General features: G+C 72.6%; 17 protein-coding genes. 8 read left to right on the top strand and 9 right to left on the bottom strand.

The genetic code is table 11. The features are described 5' to 3' along the window. Positions 1–213: hypothetical protein (locus AC08OQ_RS08375; protein ID WP_476611973.1), on the top strand; the 213-nt coding region annotated here is incomplete at its 5' end. 151 nt (positions 214–364) lie between these two features. On the opposite strand, the gene AC08OQ_RS08370 is transcribed toward AC08OQ_RS08375, so the two are convergent. The 7 genes from AC08OQ_RS08370 to AC08OQ_RS08340 all read right to left on the bottom strand — a co-directional run bounded on the left by AC08OQ_RS08370 (position 365) and on the right by AC08OQ_RS08340 (position 8,978). After that, positions 365–589 carry a helix-turn-helix transcriptional regulator gene (locus tag AC08OQ_RS08370; RefSeq protein WP_476599463.1) on the bottom strand — a complete coding sequence of 75 codons (225 nt, stop codon included), beginning with the start codon at positions 587–589 and terminating at the stop codon, positions 365–367. Next, complete coding sequence (locus AC08OQ_RS08365) at positions 586–849, bottom strand: hypothetical protein (RefSeq protein WP_476599462.1); 264 nt, start codon at positions 847–849, stop codon at positions 586–588. Before AC08OQ_RS08365 ends, AC08OQ_RS08370 begins: the two co-directional genes overlap by 4 nt. A 392-nt stretch (positions 850–1,241) precedes the next feature. Further along, the gene (locus AC08OQ_RS08360; RefSeq protein WP_476599460.1) at positions 1,242–2,387 is read right to left on the bottom strand and encodes a lysophospholipid acyltransferase family protein; all 1,146 of its coding nucleotides are present in this window, start codon (positions 2,385–2,387) and stop codon (positions 1,242–1,244) included. Between the two features lie 115 nt (positions 2,388–2,502). Next, a complete protein-coding gene (locus AC08OQ_RS08355) occupies positions 2,503–4,101 on the bottom strand; it encodes a lactate racemase domain-containing protein (protein ID WP_476599483.1) in 1,599 nt (532 codons plus the stop codon). 132 nt (positions 4,102–4,233) lie between these two features. Next, a complete protein-coding gene (locus tag AC08OQ_RS08350; protein ID WP_476599458.1) occupies positions 4,234–5,382 on the bottom strand; it encodes a zinc-binding dehydrogenase in 1,149 nt (382 codons plus the stop codon). After that, positions 5,379–7,760 (bottom strand): HAD-IB family phosphatase, encoded by a 2,382-nt coding sequence (locus AC08OQ_RS08345; protein WP_476599481.1) that lies wholly within the window; start codon positions 7,758–7,760, stop codon positions 5,379–5,381. The genes AC08OQ_RS08350 and AC08OQ_RS08345 overlap by 4 nt, the downstream gene beginning before the upstream one ends. Before the next feature lie 297 nt (positions 7,761–8,057). After that, positions 8,058–8,978, bottom strand: a complete 921-nt coding sequence (locus AC08OQ_RS08340; RefSeq protein WP_476599480.1) for a 5'-3' exonuclease — start codon at positions 8,976–8,978, stop codon at positions 8,058–8,060. Between the two features lie 144 nt (positions 8,979–9,122). Here AC08OQ_RS08340 and AC08OQ_RS08335 point away from each other — a divergent pair, with 144 nt between their 5' ends. From AC08OQ_RS08335 to AC08OQ_RS08320, 4 genes are all read left to right on the top strand, one after another. Further along, positions 9,123–9,566, top strand: a complete 444-nt coding sequence (locus tag AC08OQ_RS08335; protein WP_476599456.1) for an Lrp/AsnC family transcriptional regulator — start codon at positions 9,123–9,125, stop codon at positions 9,564–9,566. A gap of 79 nt (positions 9,567–9,645) precedes the next feature. Further along, positions 9,646–11,301: an amidohydrolase gene (locus AC08OQ_RS08330; RefSeq protein ID WP_476604572.1), complete on the top strand. Its 1,656-nt coding sequence runs from the start codon at positions 9,646–9,648 to the stop codon at positions 11,299–11,301. Between the two features lie 165 nt (positions 11,302–11,466). Continuing rightward, on the top strand, positions 11,467–13,371 hold the full coding sequence (gene lnt, locus AC08OQ_RS08325) for an apolipoprotein N-acyltransferase (protein ID WP_476604571.1): 1,905 nt from the start codon (positions 11,467–11,469) through the stop codon (positions 13,369–13,371). Between the two features lie 130 nt (positions 13,372–13,501). After that, the gene (locus AC08OQ_RS08320; protein ID WP_476601333.1) at positions 13,502–14,323 is read left to right on the top strand and encodes a polyprenol monophosphomannose synthase; all 822 of its coding nucleotides are present in this window, start codon (positions 13,502–13,504) and stop codon (positions 14,321–14,323) included. Between the two features lie 240 nt (positions 14,324–14,563). Here the strand turns inward: AC08OQ_RS08320 and AC08OQ_RS08315 are convergent, their stop codons facing one another. Beyond that, positions 14,564–14,914 (bottom strand): RNA polymerase-binding protein RbpA, encoded by a 351-nt coding sequence (locus tag AC08OQ_RS08315; protein WP_462187849.1) that lies wholly within the window; start codon positions 14,912–14,914, stop codon positions 14,564–14,566. 96 nt (positions 14,915–15,010) lie between these two features. On the opposite strand from AC08OQ_RS08315, the gene AC08OQ_RS08310 reads away from it, so the two are divergent. After that, positions 15,011–15,547 (top strand): hypothetical protein, encoded by a 537-nt coding sequence (locus AC08OQ_RS08310; RefSeq protein WP_476601334.1) that lies wholly within the window; start codon positions 15,011–15,013, stop codon positions 15,545–15,547. Next, on the top strand, positions 15,544–15,993 hold the full coding sequence (msrB, locus tag AC08OQ_RS08305) for a peptide-methionine (R)-S-oxide reductase MsrB (RefSeq protein ID WP_476601335.1): 450 nt from the start codon (positions 15,544–15,546) through the stop codon (positions 15,991–15,993). Before AC08OQ_RS08310 ends, msrB begins: the two co-directional genes overlap by 4 nt. Before the next feature lie 294 nt (positions 15,994–16,287). On the opposite strand, the gene AC08OQ_RS08300 is transcribed toward msrB, so the two are convergent. Further along, entirely contained in the window at positions 16,288–16,758 is a 471-nt protein-coding gene (locus AC08OQ_RS08300) for a hypothetical protein (protein WP_476601336.1), read from the bottom strand. A gap of 106 nt (positions 16,759–16,864) precedes the next feature. Between AC08OQ_RS08300 and AC08OQ_RS08295 the strand changes: the two genes are divergently transcribed. After that, positions 16,865–17,149, top strand: a complete 285-nt coding sequence (locus tag AC08OQ_RS08295; protein WP_476604570.1) for a hypothetical protein — start codon at positions 16,865–16,867, stop codon at positions 17,147–17,149. Positions 17,150–17,404: the final 255 nt, after the last annotated feature.

The following is a 17,404-nucleotide window of genomic DNA, read 5'->3' as shown; positions in this document are numbered from 1 at the left end:
GGCCTGGCCACCTGCGGCGCCGACGCCACCGCCGCGCTGTGGTGCGTCACCGCCGCCGCGCCCGGCCGCCCCGCCCGACCGGCGCACCGGTTCGACCTCGACGCCCCGGCCACCGCCCTCACCTGGCTCGACCAGCGGCGCATCCTCATCGCCACCCGCGCCGGCACCCTGTACGCGTTCGACACCGGCGCCTACCTGGAAGGCGGCCGTTAAGGAGGGTCTGACCTGCCCGGCATCCGGCCAGGCGGGAAACCGCGCTCGTGCTGGTCGACCTCCATCGCTGGATCCTCGCCATGCCATGGGCTCCGATTGCGCGACGGCCTGGCCGGGACCGGGACGAAAACCGTGCTCGTAACAGCCGAGCTCAGGGCCGGTCGGTGGCGGTGGTTGTCCCTGACCGGTCGGGGATGAAGATCTCCTCGATGGCCAGGCTGAAGATGTCGGCGAGGGTGAAGGCCAGGAGAAGGCTGGGGTCGTACCGTTCGGTCTCGATCGCGTTGATGGTCTGCCGGGATACCCGGCATCGGTCGGCCAGGTCGGCCTGGCTCCACCGGCGTTCCGCCCGCGGCGCGCGCAGCTGGTTCTTCATCGGCGTAGACGGGTGCGTAGGTCTGCGATCAGCAGCCACATCGCCACGCCGCCGATGGTGATTATCTGGGTGAGCTGGCGTAGCTGGACGATGCCAGCGGCGTCGAGCAGAGCGGCTAGCTGAAGCCCTACCAGGACTGCCGCGAAGGCAATCGCCATACTCTCCAGTTGGATCTTGCGCTGGTACTCGTCGGCGCGGCGGAAGGCGCGCAGCAATACCCATGCCACGGCGAGCGTGAACGCGCTGCTGACCCCAGCCACCAGGCCTCCTGGGCGGCGGTCTGGTCAGGGTCGCTGCCCAGGGCCAGAGCGATCCCTCCGAGGGTGGCGACGGGGAGACCGTCCAGGAAGATCGCCCTGCGGGCGGCACGTGTCACGTTGTCCTGCCGCGTCTCATCGATCATGGTATGAACGTAAAGCTGGCTTTCCATCAAGTCAAGTTTGCTTGTCATAGGCGGCTCTGGACATCGATGCAGAAGGATACGGCTACGTAGGCGTACCCGTATCCTTGGGGAGGAGTGAGAGGAGACCGGCGTGGCCGACGCCACCACGCGGCTGGACGCCGAACTCGACCGTCGCCTGGGCCAGGCTCAACAGACCGGCCCCGCGCTCTGGCCGTCCTCGACCTCGCCGGGCTAAGCCGCGGCCCGGTTCTAACGCCGCCAGGGGGAACGCGACCCGGGGCGCGGCGCCGGCTCGGTCGCCGCCCAGATCCGCCGCCACCGTGCCGTCGGAGTGTTCGGGGCGCCACGCAGCCGCGCGGAGACCGCCGCCGACCCCGCGGCCCCACCCGTCCCACCCGGTCGGGGGACCGCCCGCGGGCTGGTTCGACCGGGGAAGCCCCCACCACCGGCCGCACCACCGGTGTTCCCGGCGCCCGTCGCGGCGACGTCCGGGGCCGAGCGCGTCGCCGGCACCTGCGCCGCATCCCCGGCCTGCGCCTCCTCGGCCGTCCCAGCCGTCCCGGCCGCACCGGGCAGACCCGAGGCGAAGGCCGCCCGCGTCGCCTCCCACCAGGAGGTCGCGTCCTCGGCGCAGAGCCGGTCGACCTCGGCGGCCAGCCGCGCGGTGAACGCCCGCACATCCTCACCCGGCGCGGGGCGCATCGGCCGGCCGAACCGCACCGACACCGGCGGACGGCCCGCCACCGGCCAGGACCGTCCCCGCGGCATCGCCGCGTACGCACCCCGCAGCCCCACCGGAACCACCGGCACCCCCGCGTTGATCGCCAGATAGGCGGCCCCCAACCGGAACCGGCCCCGCGCCCCGTCCCGCGACCGCGCCCCCTCCGGGAAGATCACCAGGTTCCAGCCGTCCCCCAGCAGGTTCATCGGCGTCGCCGACGGCGCCCCACCGTGCCGTTCGATCGGCACCGTCGCGAACGCGAACGCACTCGACGCCCCCCGCCAGGCACTGTCGAAGAAATAGTCCGCCGCCGCCGTCACCGCCGTACGCGCCCGCACCCACCCGGGCACCGTGCACAACAGCAGCGGGGCGTCCAGATGACTGCTGTGATTCGACACGATGATCACCGGGGTGTCGCGGGCCCCGTCGAACGCCTCCGCCCCGTGCACCGCCACCGTCAGCGTCGTCCGCAGCAGCGGGCGCATCGCCCCGCGCAGAAACACCCCCCGGGCGGCCCGCGCTGCCGGGCGACGCGCCCACGCGGTCGGGAACTCCCGCGGCACCTCGGGGATCCGATGCGCCTCGGCGCTGCCCGGGACCGGCCCGCGGCCCCCCGGCCGCCACCCGGCCACCACCGCCCGCAGCCCCACACCCCGTCGCGGCCTACCCGCCATCCCGTTCACCTCTGCCCCTGCCGATCCGGTCCACCGCTGGCACCTGTGCTCCGCCGCGCATGGCCACCGCGTCCCACCCGGCGACCGCACGATCCGTGACCCGCATCTCCCGCGGTCACCGTACTTCGGCGATCAGATGGGGTGGGGAGTGCAGATAGGTGATAGACGGATCACGGCCCACCGATCCAGACACCATCTCCAACGCATCCGCCAACGTCGACGCCGCCCGGAACCCCAGCCGCGCGCACGCCACCCGATCACCGCCCACCCACACCACATCCCCCACATGGGCCATCGCCGGCGCCGCCTCATACCAGCGGTGGAACGGATGCACCCCGTGATGAGCAAGCGACGTCCGATACAGCGACGCATACCAGGGATCGGTGGCGTACTGCCGTTCGAACTTCGCCTCCACCGTCGCCGCCTCGGTCGACTCGGCGAGCACCTCCTCGTAGAAGTCCACGTAGGAGGGGTGGTGCAGCTGGGAGAACCGCGGCGCCAGCGGATGGTAGACGATCAACGCCCCGTTCTCGCGGACCACCGGCCGCCCCCGGTACCGGCCGAAAACCTCCCCGAGCGCGCCGTGCGCCGCCAGCACCGGGTTGACCACCGCCCCCGCGTCGAACGGCCCGAACGGACCCAGCCCGACGACGACGACGTCGCTCTGCCCGTCGACGGTGACCCGCTGCTGGGCGTCGACCGCCGCCGCCGCGGCCGCCGCGACCGCCGTAGGATCCCCCGCGCTCACCGAGGTGACCGCATAGTCGGCGGCGAAGTCACGCAGCAGCCGGCGGCGCGCCCGCGACCCCACCAGCTCCAGGCCACGGCCCAGCCCGACCGCCATCGCCTGATCGGCCAGCGACCACTCCCACTCCCGGCGGGTCAGGAACGGATAGTGCACCGGCGCCGTCGCGGCGTTCACCGTCACCGCGACGGCGAACACCCGCACCGCCTCGCACAGCAGCCGACCCATCCGCGCCGCCGGGCCCGCCGCCGCACCAACCCCCCCATCCCCGACGCCCCCAGCCCCGGGCAGGCCGGCGCGGCGGACCGCCGCGGCGACGCTGTGCACGTGACGCAGCGTCGCATACGACGACAGGCCGGTCACGAGCCCGCCCGCACCGACCGCCGCCGGGCTCTGCGCGACCCCGACATGCACCAGCAGGTCGGCGGTGGCGACCCGGCGGGAAACCTCCACCTGCTCGTCGGCGCCGGTCACCCCCACGACGGTGAGATTGTCCGGATCCTCCGCGTCATGGCTGCGCAACTGCCCGGGCCAGAACGAGCGGAACACCCGCTCCCCGACGATCCGCTCCACCTCGCCGGCGCTCAACCGCCGGTTCAACCCGTTCGCCACGACCAGCGCCACATCGTCGACACCGGCCGCCGCCGCCGTCGTCAGCACCGCCTCGATGACCCGCCCCCGCACATCCGGGCGACGCATCCGCGGCAACGGCGTCGACAGATCGTCAAAACTGATCGTCAGCCGCATCCCCGGACGCAGCAACGCCGCCAGCGGCTCGCTGCCCACCGGCGCTGCCAACGCCGCGGCGATCGCCGCCTCGACGTCACCGGCCCCGGGCAGCGACTCGGGCGGATAGACCACCCGCGTCCCGAGCGGGAACTGCTCGAGCAGCACGCCCTCACCCTGGTGCACCAGCAGCGGGGGAGTCCGCTCGTCGACCTCGAGCACGAACCCCGGTCTCACCAGCACGATCCCTTCCACGTCCGGCACGAAGGGACAACCCCTCCGTGTTGGCGCCCCGCCCGGCGGCGCAGCCCCACCATGCCCCCACCCGCCATGCCCCCACCCACCCCGGCCCCCGCCCGATCCCGGCACGCCCGCTCACAGCGCCACCGTCGGATCGAACGCGATACGCACCGCACCGAGCCGACCCGCGCACAACGCATGCTCCAACGCCTCCCGCCAGCGGGTCAGCGGATACGTCGCCGCGACCACCCCGTCCAACGGGGCGCCGGCGGCCAACGCGAACGCCCGGGCCAGCACCGAGGGCGCCGCGCCGAGCCGCGCCGCCCCCACCAGCTCCAACCCCCGCGCCCACAACGGCGTCAGATCCACCCGGCCCGTGGGCACACCCGAAAGCACCACCCGCCCCCCCGCCCGGGTCGTGCGCAGCGCCGTGGACAACGACGACGCCCGCCCCGCCGCGTCGAACGCGACATCCACCCCGCCGAGCAGGAACGCCCCACCCGCCCGCGGCGACACCCGCATCGCCTGCGTGGCCCGACGCACCCCGGCGACCGCCCCGCCCGGGTCGAACACCACGTCCGCCCCGAACCGGCGCGCCAGCTCCGCCTGGCGGGGATACTTCGCCACCACCGCCACCTGCCCCGCCTCTGTATGGGCCCGCAACGCAAGCACCGTGCACAACCCGGCCGCCCCCGCCCCGACGACGAGGACCCGCTGCCCGGCGCCGACCCGCGCCCGGTCCACGGCATGCACCGCGGCGGCCAGCGGGTCGACGAGCACCGCCCGGGCATCCGGCAGCGTCGCGGGCACCGGGCACAGCTGCCCACGGTGGGCGAGCATCACCCGGCTCCACCCACCGCCGCCCACCCCCCGCGCCAACCCGCCGTCACCGACCCCGCCGTCACCGGTCCCGGGGCCACTGCCCGGCGCCGGGTCGACGACGACCCGGTCCCCGGCGGCCAGCACCCGCCCGTCATCCAACGTCACCGACTCCTGCACCTCGGCGACGACCTCCTGACCCGGCACGAACGGCAGACCCACCATCGCCGTCAGATAGGCCGACACCCGACCCGTCACCAACGCCAGATCCGACCCGCTGATCCCCGCCAGCCGCGGCCGCACCGTCACCCACCCCGGGCCCGGCACCACCGGATCACCATGCTCGACATAGCGCAGCGGCGCCGCCACCCCGGCCAGCCCCGACCACCCCGACCGTCCCGCCCCGACCAGCCGCGACGCCGCCTGCCGCGGCACCGACGCATACAGCTCCAACCCGCGGGTCACCGCCCACCCCCCGACACCACGACCCCCGCCGACCCCGAGCCCGGTCCTGGTCCCGAGCCCAAGGCCGCTGCCGGCATCCCACCCGCCCCCGCCCCCGCCCGCGCCGCCGCGGCCCGCAGGCCACGCTCCCGACGATCCCCGACGACCAGGCGCGGCTCCCCGGCCGCCGACGCCCACTCCTCGATCGGCCACCCCGCCCCCCGCGCCACCGGATGCAACGCGAGATCCGGGTTCACCGCCACCGGGTTACCGACCGCCCGCAGCAACGGCAGATCCGACTGGCTGTCCGCATACGCCCACGACACCCCCAGATCCGCCCCCAACACCCGCGCATGATGATCGATAAACGCCGCCCGCGCATCCCCGACCAGCGGCGAGGACTCCAACCGGCCGGTCAGCAGACCATCTGCACCCACCTCCAGCCGCGCGGCGATCACATCGTCGAACAACGGCGCGAACGGCCGCGTCAACACCTCCACCGCCCCGGTCAACAGCACCGTGCGATGCCCCGCCGCCCGATGCTCACGCACCCGACGGATCCCCGCCGGTTTCACCCGCCGCAGCAGAATGTCCCCGGCGACCTCCACCACCAGCCGCTCCAACTCCGCCGGATCCACCCCCGCGTAGCGCGCGTACACCGACCGCATCAGATGCCCCCGGTCACGACGCTCCGCACGCACATACCGCGGCAACGCCACCGCCAGCGACGCAAGCTCCCGCACCCGCCGCGGCGCCGAGGCGTCCGCCAACCGCATCCACAGATACGACTCGATCACCGTCGCCGACGCCACCGCCCCGTCCAGGTCGAACACCGCCAGCACCCCGTCACCGGCGGCCAGATGCCCCGACAGCCGCCGCGGCGGCGCGGGATCACGCGGCCGGCGCAGCACCGCCGTCACCGCCGGGCAGTGCACGTCCTGCAGATAGTGCCGCCAGTCGAAACACGCCGGATCAAACCCGAACTCCGCCTGATCGGCCGGGTCCATCGCCGCGTGCAACGCACCCGTGGCGTCGTCGACATAGACCAGCTCCGCCTTCGTGTACGCCCGGTACACATCCGAGTAGCGGCGCAGAAACCCCACCCGGCTCTCCGCCCGCTCCAACTCCCCGGCGAGCCGGCGCACCCGTTCCGACGGCGGGGCATGCTCCAGCGCCCGGCCCGCCAACCCCACCAGCCGCTCCGAGCGACGCAGCTTCGCCTCCACCGCCGCTGCCCCCGCGAACGGCCACTCCGGCACCGCGAACGTCCCCCGGCCGCGCCGCGGCAACGGATCGGCCCGGAAATAGTCCCGCACATAGGCGTACAGATCCCGGAACAGCAACGGATTACGAAAACCCGAACACACCGTGTAATAGGCCGGGGTGCCCGCCGGCGGCACCATCGCCGCCGCCGCCAGGATCGCGTTGACAACCAGATCCACCGGGATGATGTCCACCACCGCGTCCGGGGAGGCGGGGAAGTCCGGCAGCTCACCGCGGCCATAGGCCAGGATCAGCGGCTCGGCCATCTTGAACCCCTCGATCCACCCCGGGAACGGCCGGCGCAGCGCGCTCTCGACGATCGAGGGACGGACGACCGTCAACGGCAGGTCCCCGTGATGATCCTCCAGATACCGCTCACCCAACGCCTTGGTGAACGTGTACGCATCCGTCCACCCCAGCACCTGCGCCCGCTCACCCCCGGCCGTCACCATCCGCCGCGCCACCCACGCCCGGCGCAGCCGCTCCGCCTCCGCCGACACCGTCTGCGCCCCGGCGGCGGCGAACCGCCGCGACGCCTGCGCCCGAAACCGCGCCGAACACTCCGGCGCCCGCGAGGCGTCCTCGGTCTGCTGGCGCACCCGCGACGCCGCATCCCACTCGGCCCGCCAGTCCACGTCATGGGCCAGCGGCCCCTCGGCGATGTGCCCCGAACGCAACCCAGCCACATACGCCGTCGACACATGCACCAGATGAGGCCTGGCCCCCCCGGCCGCAAGCGCCCGCAGCAGCTCCGCCACCCCGCCGACGTTCGTGGTGAACGCCTCGTCGACCGGCGGGTCGAACGACACCTCCCCGGCACAGTGGATGACCACGTCGATGTCGGCGGGCAGATCCGGCATCGACGCCAGATCCCCCTCGATCACCTCCACCCGCTCGGCGAGCAGCGCCGCCACCCCCGCCGCACCCAACGCCTCCCGCAACCCGCGGAACGCCGGCTTCCGCATCATGCGCGCCAGCCGCGCGGCCCCGCTGTGACTGCCCCGCGGCCGCACCAGCGCCACCACCGCCGTGCCGGGGAAGTCCGACAGCAACCGTTCCAGCAGCGCCTCCCCGACGAACCCGGTCGCCCCGGTCACCAGGACCCGCCTGCCCGCGAGCCGCTCACGCAGCCCCACCCTGACCTCCGCTGCCGTCACCTGCACCGCCACCTGCTCGTCCGGTGAGCATCCGCTGCACCGCCTGGGCCCTGCTCGTCCGGGTGGGCACCCGCCCCTCCGGAGCTCGCCCGGAGGGCAACAGTAGGCGACGATCCGCCCCCGTGACGTCAACCGGCGCACCGCCTGCGTGTGCCCACGCCGAGGTACGCAGGGAAACCTACCGTCACCAGGGCAGCGCCGTGACGGGCAGCCCCACCACCCACCCGCCGAGATGACCCTGCGCGTCACTCCGGCAGCCGGACGAACACGCCGGCCTCAGCCACCCGCGGCCTCAGCCAGCGCCCGCAGCAGCCGCGTGCACGAACCGGTCAGCCCCCACCGTTCGGCGAGCGCCCCCACCGCCGCCGGATCGACCGGCGCCGCCGGCAGCAGATCGGCGGAAGCACCCACCGGCACGTCCCGCACCACCGCCACCACCCCCACCGCGGCACGCACATAGTCCCGGGCGCCCTGCAACCGACGCCGCGCCCCGGCCGGCAGACCCGCACCGCCGTCGGCGTCAACCGCGGCGAGCACCGCCGCGAGCGACCCGAACCGGGTCAGCAGCGCCGCGGCGGTCTTCGCCCCGATCCCCGCCACCCCCGGCAACCCGTCACTGGGATCACCGCGCAGCACCGCGAAATCGGCGTAGGCCCGCCCCGGAACGCCGTAGCGTGCCGTCACCGCCGCCTCGTCGACCACCGCGAACTTCTCCACCGCGTACCGCACCCGCGCCCCGGCCGCGTCGTCGACGAGCTGGAACAGGTCCCGGTCACCGGTCAGGATGTCCACCTCCCCCCGGTGACGGGTCGCCAGCGTCGCGATCACATCGTCAGCCTCGAACCCGGCGGCCTCCGCCCGGGCGATCCCGAACGCGTCGAGGACCTCGCCGATGATCGGGAGCTGGACGAGCAGGTCGTCGTCCACCCGCTCGACCTGCCCTGCCCCTGCCCCGCCGGCCCCGGCATCGGCGGCCCGGTGCGCCTTGTAGGACGCCAGCAGCGCCACCCGGAACGCCGGCCGCCAGTCGGCGTCGAAACACGCCACGACCCGCTTCGGGCGCACCTCGCCGATCTGCCGGGCCAGCACGTCGAGCAGTCCCGGCACCGCGTTCACCGGGGTGCCGTCAGGAGCCCGCACCGAACGCGGCACCCCGAAAAACGACCGGAAGTACAGCGACGGGGTGTCGACAAGCATCAGCCGCCCGTCCGCCCCCGCCCGCTCACCCACAAGCACCGTCCCACTCTCCCCACGCACACAGCCGGCACCCATCCCAACGGGACCAGACCACGGACCAGAAACATCCACATCATCCCCTGTCCTCCTGCATACGCTCCGAACGTGCTGGAAGATCTCGACCGTCAAATCGTGCAGCTGCTGTGCCGAGATGGGCGTATGAGCTTCACCGACCTCGGCCGAGCCACCGGCCTGTCGGTCTCCGCCGTCCATCAACGCGTCCGACGCCTGGAACAGCGTGGAGTGATCGCCTCCTACACGGCGCTCGTCGACCCCGCCCAGATCGGCCTCCCCCTGACCGCCTTCATCTCGATCACACCGATCGACCCGAGCCAACCCGACGACGCCGCCGACCGGCTCGCCCACATCGTCGAGATCGAGGCCTGCCACAGCGTCGCCGGCGACGAGAGCTACCTGCTCAAGGTGCGGGTCGCCACCCCCGGCGACCTCGAGACGCTGCTGCAGCAGATCCGCGCCGCCGCGAACGTCTCCACCCGCACCATGGTCGTGCTCTCCACTCCCTACGAAGGACGCCCCCCCGCCCTGTGAACACCCCCCGGACCGCCCCCCGGACCGGACCGGCCGCCGCTCACCGCCTCAGGGCACGGCCACTACCCGGATCGAACAGATGGATCCGCGTCACATCCAGCGCGGCAGACTCACCACCGTGACCGACGACGCCCCCCGACCCGCCCGCACCATCCTGTACCGGGGCGGGCGCATCCACACCCCGGCCGACCCGTTCGCCACCGCGATGCTCACCGACGGCGACACCATCGCCTGGGTCGGCTGCGACGCCGCCGCCACCCGCCTCGGCGCTGACACCGTCATCGACCTCGACGACGCCCTGATCACCCCCGCCTTCGTCGACGCCCACGTCCACACCACCGCCACCGGCCTGGCCCTCTCCGGCCTCGACCTCACCGGCACCCCCACCCGCGCCGCCGCCCTCACCGCCCTCACCGCCCACGCCCACCGCCGCCCCGCCACCACCCTGTTCGCCACCGGCTGGGACGAGACCACCTGGGCCGACGACCCACGCCCGCTCACCGCCACCGACCTCGACCGCGCCGCCGACGGCGCCCACGTCTACCTCGCCCGCGTCGACGGCCACAGCGCGGTGATCTCCTCCGCGCTCGCCGCCGCCTCCGGTGCCCCCCACCACCCCGGCTGGCACCCCGACGGCACCGTCACCGGCCACGCCCACCACCTCGCCCGCCGGACCGCCGACGCCACCCTGACCCCCACCGGGCGCCGCGACGCCTGGAACACCACCCGCACCCGCGCCGCCGCCCTCGGCATCGTCGCCCTGCACGAGATGGCCGGACCCGACATCTCCTGCGCCGACGACCTCGCCGGCCTGCTCGCCCACGCCCGCACCGTCCCCGGGCCCGACATCGTCGGCTACTGGGCCGGAGACATCGCCACCGCCGTCGAACTCGGCACCGCCTGGGGCGGCGACGCCTTCGTCGACGGCTCCCTCGGCTCCCACACCGCCGCCCTGCACACCCCCTACACCGACGCCCCCCATACCTGCGCCACCACCCACCTCGACGCCGACACCATCCGCGACGCCGTCCTCGACTGCGCCGACGCCGGCCTGCAGGCCGGCTTCCACGCCATCGGCGACGCCGCCATCACCACCGTGCTGGACGGCTTCGAAGCCGCCGCCACCACCCTCGGCCACAACCGGATCACCGCCGCCCGCCACCGCCTCGAACACGCCGAAATGACCACCCCCGACCACCTGCCCCGCATCGCCGCCCTCGGCCTCGTCGCCAGCGTCCAACCCGCCTTCGACGCCCGCTGGGGCGGCGAGAACGGCATGTACGCCACCCGCCTGGGCCCCACCCGTGCCGCCGCCATGAACCCCTTCGCCGCCATGAACCGCGCCGGCATCCCCCTGGCGTTCTCCTCCGACGCCCCCGTCACCCCCCTGGACCCCTGGGGCGCCGTACGCGCCGCCGTCACCCACCACGCCCCCACCGCCCGCCTCTCCACCCGCGCCGCGTTCACCGCCGCAACCCGAGGCGGCTGGCGCGCCGCCCGCGCCGACACCGACGGCCACGGCACCCTCGCCCCCGGCGCCCCCGCCACCTACGCCGTCTGGGCCGTGCCCGGCGAACTCGTCGCCCAAGTCCCCGACGACCGCATCGCCGCCTGGTCCACCGACCCCCGCGGCGCCGTCGCCGGCCTGCCCGACCTGTCCGACCTGTCCGCACCCACCCCGACCTGCCTACGCACCGTCCTACGCGGCCGCATCCTCCACGACACCCTCACCTGAACATCACCGACCCGCACCTGAGCATCGCCCCCGCCCCACTGGGCACCCACCAGTCGCTTTGGTTTCGCCGGCGAATAGTGACACGGACCCGAGTCCCAGGCCGTCAAGACCGGCAGGACCGCCACACGCCCGCCGACCAGGGCCGGCGTGCTCAACGCGACCCACGTGACCGAAACTGGTCCGGTGACCCCACCGCCCGCCCGCCCCACCCCACCGCACCAGGCGGCCGGTGACACGGCCCCCACCCCACCAGCCGTCCCCGAACCGCCCGTGAACGGCGAACCGCCCGTGAACGGCGAACCGCAGGTAAACGGCAAACCACGCACGGGCCCGCGGCCAGACCCGGCAGGCCTGCGACCCACCCTGCTCCGCCACACCCGACGCCCGCTCGCCGCCCTCCTCGGCGGCGCCCTGCTCTACCTCGCCACCCCACCGGTCGGCTGCTGGCCCTTGGCCCCGGTCGCGGTCACCCTGCTCACCCTCGCCGTCCGCAACCGGCGCCTGCGCGCCTCCTACGGCCTGGGACTGCTGTTCTCCCTCGCCTTCTGCATCCCCCTCCTGCGCTTCGTCTCCTTCGTCGGCGCCGACGGATGGCTCGTGCTCTCCCTCGCCGAAGCCGCCATCCTCGCCCTCGTCGCCCCCGCCACCACCCTCGTCTGGCGGCTACCCGGAGCCTGGCTGTGGACCGCCGCCGTCTGGGTCGCCCAGGAATCGCTGCGCAGCCGAGCCCCCTTCGGCGGCTTCCCCTGGGGACGACTCGCCTTCACCCAGCCCGACAGCCCCTTCACCGCCCTGGCAGCCCTCGGCGGCGCACCCGCCGTCACCGCCGCCGTCGCCGCCACCGGCGCCCTCACCGCCCTCACCGCCCTCACCGCCCTCACCATCGTCAGGATCACCACCCCCACCCACGGCACCCCCACCCACGGCACCGGCACCGGCACCACACCCACCCCCCGCGCCCTCCCAACAGCCGCCGCGGCCCGCCGCCTCGCCGCCCCCATCCTCGGCACCGCCGCCCTCACCCTCACCGGCCTGCTCGTACCCCTGCCCACCACCCCCGAGCACGGCACCCTCACCGTCGCCGCCATCCAGGGAAACGTCCCCGCCGACGGCGGCTACCACGCCCTCGGCCGCGCCTTCCAGGTCACCGCCAACCACGTCACCGCCACCAGGCACCTCGCCACCGACGTCACCACCGGAACACGCCCACAACCCGACCTCGTCCTGTGGCCGGAGAACTCCTCCGACCTCGACCCCCTCACCAACCCCGCCGTCGCCACCGCCCTGCGCGCCGCCGCCCGCACCGCCGGCGCCCCCCTCCTCGTCGGCGCTGTCCTGGGCGGCCCCGGACCAGGCCACCTCCGCAACGCCGGCATGATCTGGACCGCCGACGGCTTCACTGGCCAGATGTACGTCAAACGCCACCCCGTCCCCTTCGCCGAATACCTCCCCGGCCGCGCCCTGCTCGAAAAACTCATCCACCGCTTCGCCGACGAGATGCCCAACGACTTCCTCGCCGGCACCACCCCCGGCACGCTCCACGCCGCCGGCACCACCATCGGGGACATCATCTGCTTCGAAGTCGCCTACGACGGCCTCGTCCGCGACACCGTCAACCACGGCGCCGATATCCTCGTCATCCAGACAAACAATGCCTCCTTCGGTCGCAAGGGTGAAAGCCAACAGCAACTCGCCATGTCACGCCTGCGCGCAGTCGAACACGGCCGGGCCACCGTCCAGGTCTCCACCAGCGGTGAAAGCGCCATCATCACCCCCGACGGCACCCTGCTTGCCAAAACCGGCCTCTACGAAGCAGGCATCCTCACCGCCGCGCTATCCCGACGTACCACCCGCACCCTCGCCGACCAGGCCGGGATCCTCCCGGAGGCGCTTCTCATCGCCCTCGGCCTGACCGCCATGATGGCAGGGGTGATCCACGCCCGGCGAACCCGCCCCACAAGCCCGGACCGTGACACCGCCAACGACGACATGACCGCCAACGACACCGGTAACGACGACACCAGCACCACCCGACCCGCCGCACAGCCCACACCACCCGGGCCGGCATGACCAGCACCTCGTAACCGGCACACCACCAAAGCCCATGACCCCGCGAAACGACACCGACAGCGCCACCCACCGTGACGCCACCCGGGCAGACACCGCCGCGGACATGGTCCCTGACCAGGAGAGGAAGCGCGTGGATCCCAACCGCGTTGTCGTCTGCGTCCCGACCTACAACGAGCGGGACAACCTACCGGACACCGCCCGCCGCCTGCGGACGGCCAACCCAACGGTCGACCTGCTCGTCATCGACGACGCCAGCCCCGACGGCACCGGGAAGATCGCCGACGAACTCGCCGCCTCCGACGACCACATCCACGTCCTGCACCGCGAAGGCAAATCCGGCCTCGGCACCGCCTACGTCGCCGGCTTCTCCTGGGCACTACGCCACGGCTACACCGTCATCGTCGAAATGGACGCCGACGGCTCCCACCAGCCCGAGCAACTACCCCGCCTGCTCGCCGCCCTCGACCACGCCGACCTCGTCATCGGATCCCGCTGGATACCCGGGGGAGAGGTCCGCAACTGGCCGCGGCGCCGCTTCCTGCTCTCCCGCGGCGCCAACCTCTATGTCCGCGCCGCCCTCGGCATACCCCTACGCGACGCCACCGCCGGCTTCCGCGCCTACCGCGCCGACGTCCTCCGCGACCGCGACCTGCACCGCGTCACCTCCCAGGGCTACTGCTTCCAGGTCGACCTCGCCTGGCAGGCCTGGCGCCGCGGCTTCCGCGTCCACGAAGTCCCCATCACCTTCGTCGAACGCGAACGCGGCACCTCCAAGATGAGCAACGCCGTCGTCGCCGAAGCCCTCTGGCGCGTCGCCTGGTGGGCCGCTACCACCCGACGCCACCGCCCCACCCCGAAGACAACCGCCACCGACACCACACCCCACGGCACCACACCCCACGAGCCCCTCCACACCCCCCAGAACCGTAGCGTCACCTCCGGCCACGCCTGAATCCGACGCCCACCAGCCGAACCAGCCCCCACCACCGCCCAACCCGACCCGCGGCCGCACGGAACCAGCCGGCACAACACGATGCGACACCCGGCCGGACCCGACGCGGCCACCACCGCACAAACGCAACACAAACGAACACGACACAACGAACCGACCGCGGACACGGCGAAAGGCCGGACACGGCAACCACCCCGCGCCCGACCCCTTACCGCACAACCACCCAAACGATCAGACCGATCAGGCTGAACGCCTGTCCGCACCGGTACCCCGCAGAACGGCCAACCGCTCCGCCAAGACCTCCTCAAGGTCATCCGTCGTCCGACGCTCCATCAGCATGTCCCAGTGCGTACGCGGCGGCTTCGCCTTCTTCGGCTCAGGCCGCTCACCATCGACAATGACCGACGCCCCACCACAAACCCTGCACTCCCACACCGACGGCACCTCGGCCTCAGCCGCGAAGGGCATGGTGAACTGGTGGCCGTTCGGACAGTCGTAGGACGCGGACTGCCGTGGGGCAAGCTCGGTGCTGCGGTCAGTCTCGTAGGACACAGCACCGAGACGGCTTCCCCGCAGGATGCGCTCGCCCATATAACTCCTCCGAGCGTCGAGACGTGTGCAACTACCCCTCGACAACGTTCCAGCCAGCCCAGACGTTCCCACCGACGAAGGACCACCAACACGACCATGAACACCCAGCGATCCCACTCCACCACAAAACACCGCACCCCCCGCTCCCGAACCCTGCACACCACCACCCTCGGCATCACCCGCGCCACCATCGGCATCCTCGCCCTCAGCCGCCCTGTCGACACCATCCGCCTCACCGGCGTCGACCGCGTCACAGCCGCCAGGCTCGCCTGGCTCGCCCGACTCGCCGGCATCCGCGACCTCGCCCTCGGCGCCGGCCTCCTCCACGCCCTGACCACCCGCCGCGACACCACCACCTGGCTGTGGGCCGGAATGATCGCCGACGCCGCGGACGTTGCCGTCCTTGCGACCACCACCACCCGCGGCGAACTCCCACCCATGATCGGCACCGCCATGACCACCGCCGCCCTCGGCGGCGTCACCGCCGCCGTCCCCCTCACTCTGCCCCGACACCACCCGAACACCGACACACCACCGACCACCGACACCGGGGGAGAGCACCACACCGGGGGAGAGCACCACCACCCCGCCCCGCCCACTCCCGCCCGCAGAAAGGCAGCCGTCGCACCATGACCGAGACCGACCCCCACGACACCACCACCCCCGCGGCCACCACCGGACCCGACAAAATCGTCAAGACCGACGAGCAGTGGCGCGCCGAACTCGACCCCGAGCGCTACGCCATCCTCCGCCGCGCCGCCACCGAACCCCCCTTCACCGGCGCCTACATCTACAGCAAAGAAAATGGCACCTACCGCTGCGGCGGCTGCGGCGCCGCCTTGTTCACTTCCGACACCAAATACGACTCCGGCTCCGGCTGGCCCAGCTTCACCCAACCCGCCGTCGCCGACGCCCTCGAACTCGTCGAAGACCATTCCCACGGCATGATCCGCACCGAAGTCCGCTGCGCCCGCTGCGGCGGACACCTCGGCCACGTCTTCGACGACGGACCCGGCCCCACCGGCCAGCGATACTGCATGAACAGCCTCGCCCTCGACCTCGACCCGAACTCCCGCTAGAAAACCCCGACCGACCCGTCGACACCTCCACCCCCATCGGCCGGCCGTTCTTCCGCAAGGCGACCGCTCGCCGAGTGCGGTGCGGCCCGTCGTCACTGATGACGATCTTTCTCCATGCCTCGGCCCACACCTGCGGGTCGCCGCCGCCGCGGCGACGACCCGGACCGAACATCTGCGGCTGGTGGCGCCGTGGCGCCCTACCTGGGGTGGCGGCTACCGGTGGGCCTGGAGCTGAAGGAACAAGTCGCGCACACCCGCGCCGAGGCGCAGCGGGGTGAGAGATCCGTCCGCGTTTTACGGGAGGTTCGTCCAACGGTGGGAAGCGACGTTGTTGTCAATCGACTGGCCAGCGCCTCTGCCCGTCCCTGCGTCGAAGGTGTACGGGGCGAGGTCCGGGAGGTAGACGCCGTTGTAGACTCCCCGGCGAGCGTGTGTCTGATGCGTTCCCCAGTACAGCCAGACGTCGTCCAGGGAGCCCGGGTAGCCGTTGTTCCACAACGAGGAGATCTGGTTGCGGCAGCTGCCCCAATCGTCGGAGTCACTGAGGTACGAGGTGCACCACGAATTGCCGAAGGGGTCCACTGCCTCGGTGTCTCGCCACAGGTGCAGGTGGCCGTCGGCCGTGGCGCTGGCGGAGGCGTCCGGGGCGGTGGCGGGCGCCGAAGGCCGGCCGGTTTGGGGGGCTGCCTGGGCGGTGGCGGGCAGCACGACCGCGCTGGCGGCCGATACGGCCGATACGGCCAGGGCACGGTAAATGGTGCGCATGATGGTCTCCCTTTTCGGTGTTTTCTTGGATGGTTTTCTCTTCCGCCCCGTCACATGCGGTCAGCGTAGCTGCGCAGTAATAGGGCAAAGCTGCGAGCTGGAGCCGGTGGGCGGTATCCAGCTCTGCGTGGTATTGGCGGTTGAGCCGCTCGGCGTGCTCCAGGTCGAGCGCCTTGGCTTTCGCGGCCAGACCGGAAACGGCAGCGCAGCGTGCCTCGGTGACGGCAAGTCCGATCTCCTGCTCACGGGGCAGCGAGGTCTCTTTCTGGTCCGGCAGGGCCTTCTCACGGAGCTCGGCAGGGCTGCGGTAAGGGCGACCGGCCGCGCGCATACATTCAGCCCACGGTTTGACGGCCTGGTCGAACCGCGGGTCTGCCAGCACGTGCTGTGAGCGGACCTGCGGGAGGGATTCCATGGTTACCTTCGCCTGGAACCAGGTAGGAAGGTCACCGTAGAGGGTGCGCTCGGCTTCCGACTGACAGCCCTGGGAGCTGCGCTGCAGCACCATGCCGTCAGGAGCGCGAGCGGTGACTTCAACAGGGTTCTGACCGTTTGCGGCCTTCAGGGCCTGCGCTCGGCGGGTGGGCGGCAGAGGAGTCGAAATGAAATAACTTGCGCGTTTCGAACCCTCCACAGGCCTGTGACC

It is taken from the genome of Frankia sp. CcCS3 (assembly GCF_977927575.1).
The sequence above is the reverse complement of the archived record's forward strand: the minus strand, read 5'-3'. Positions and strand labels throughout refer to the sequence as shown.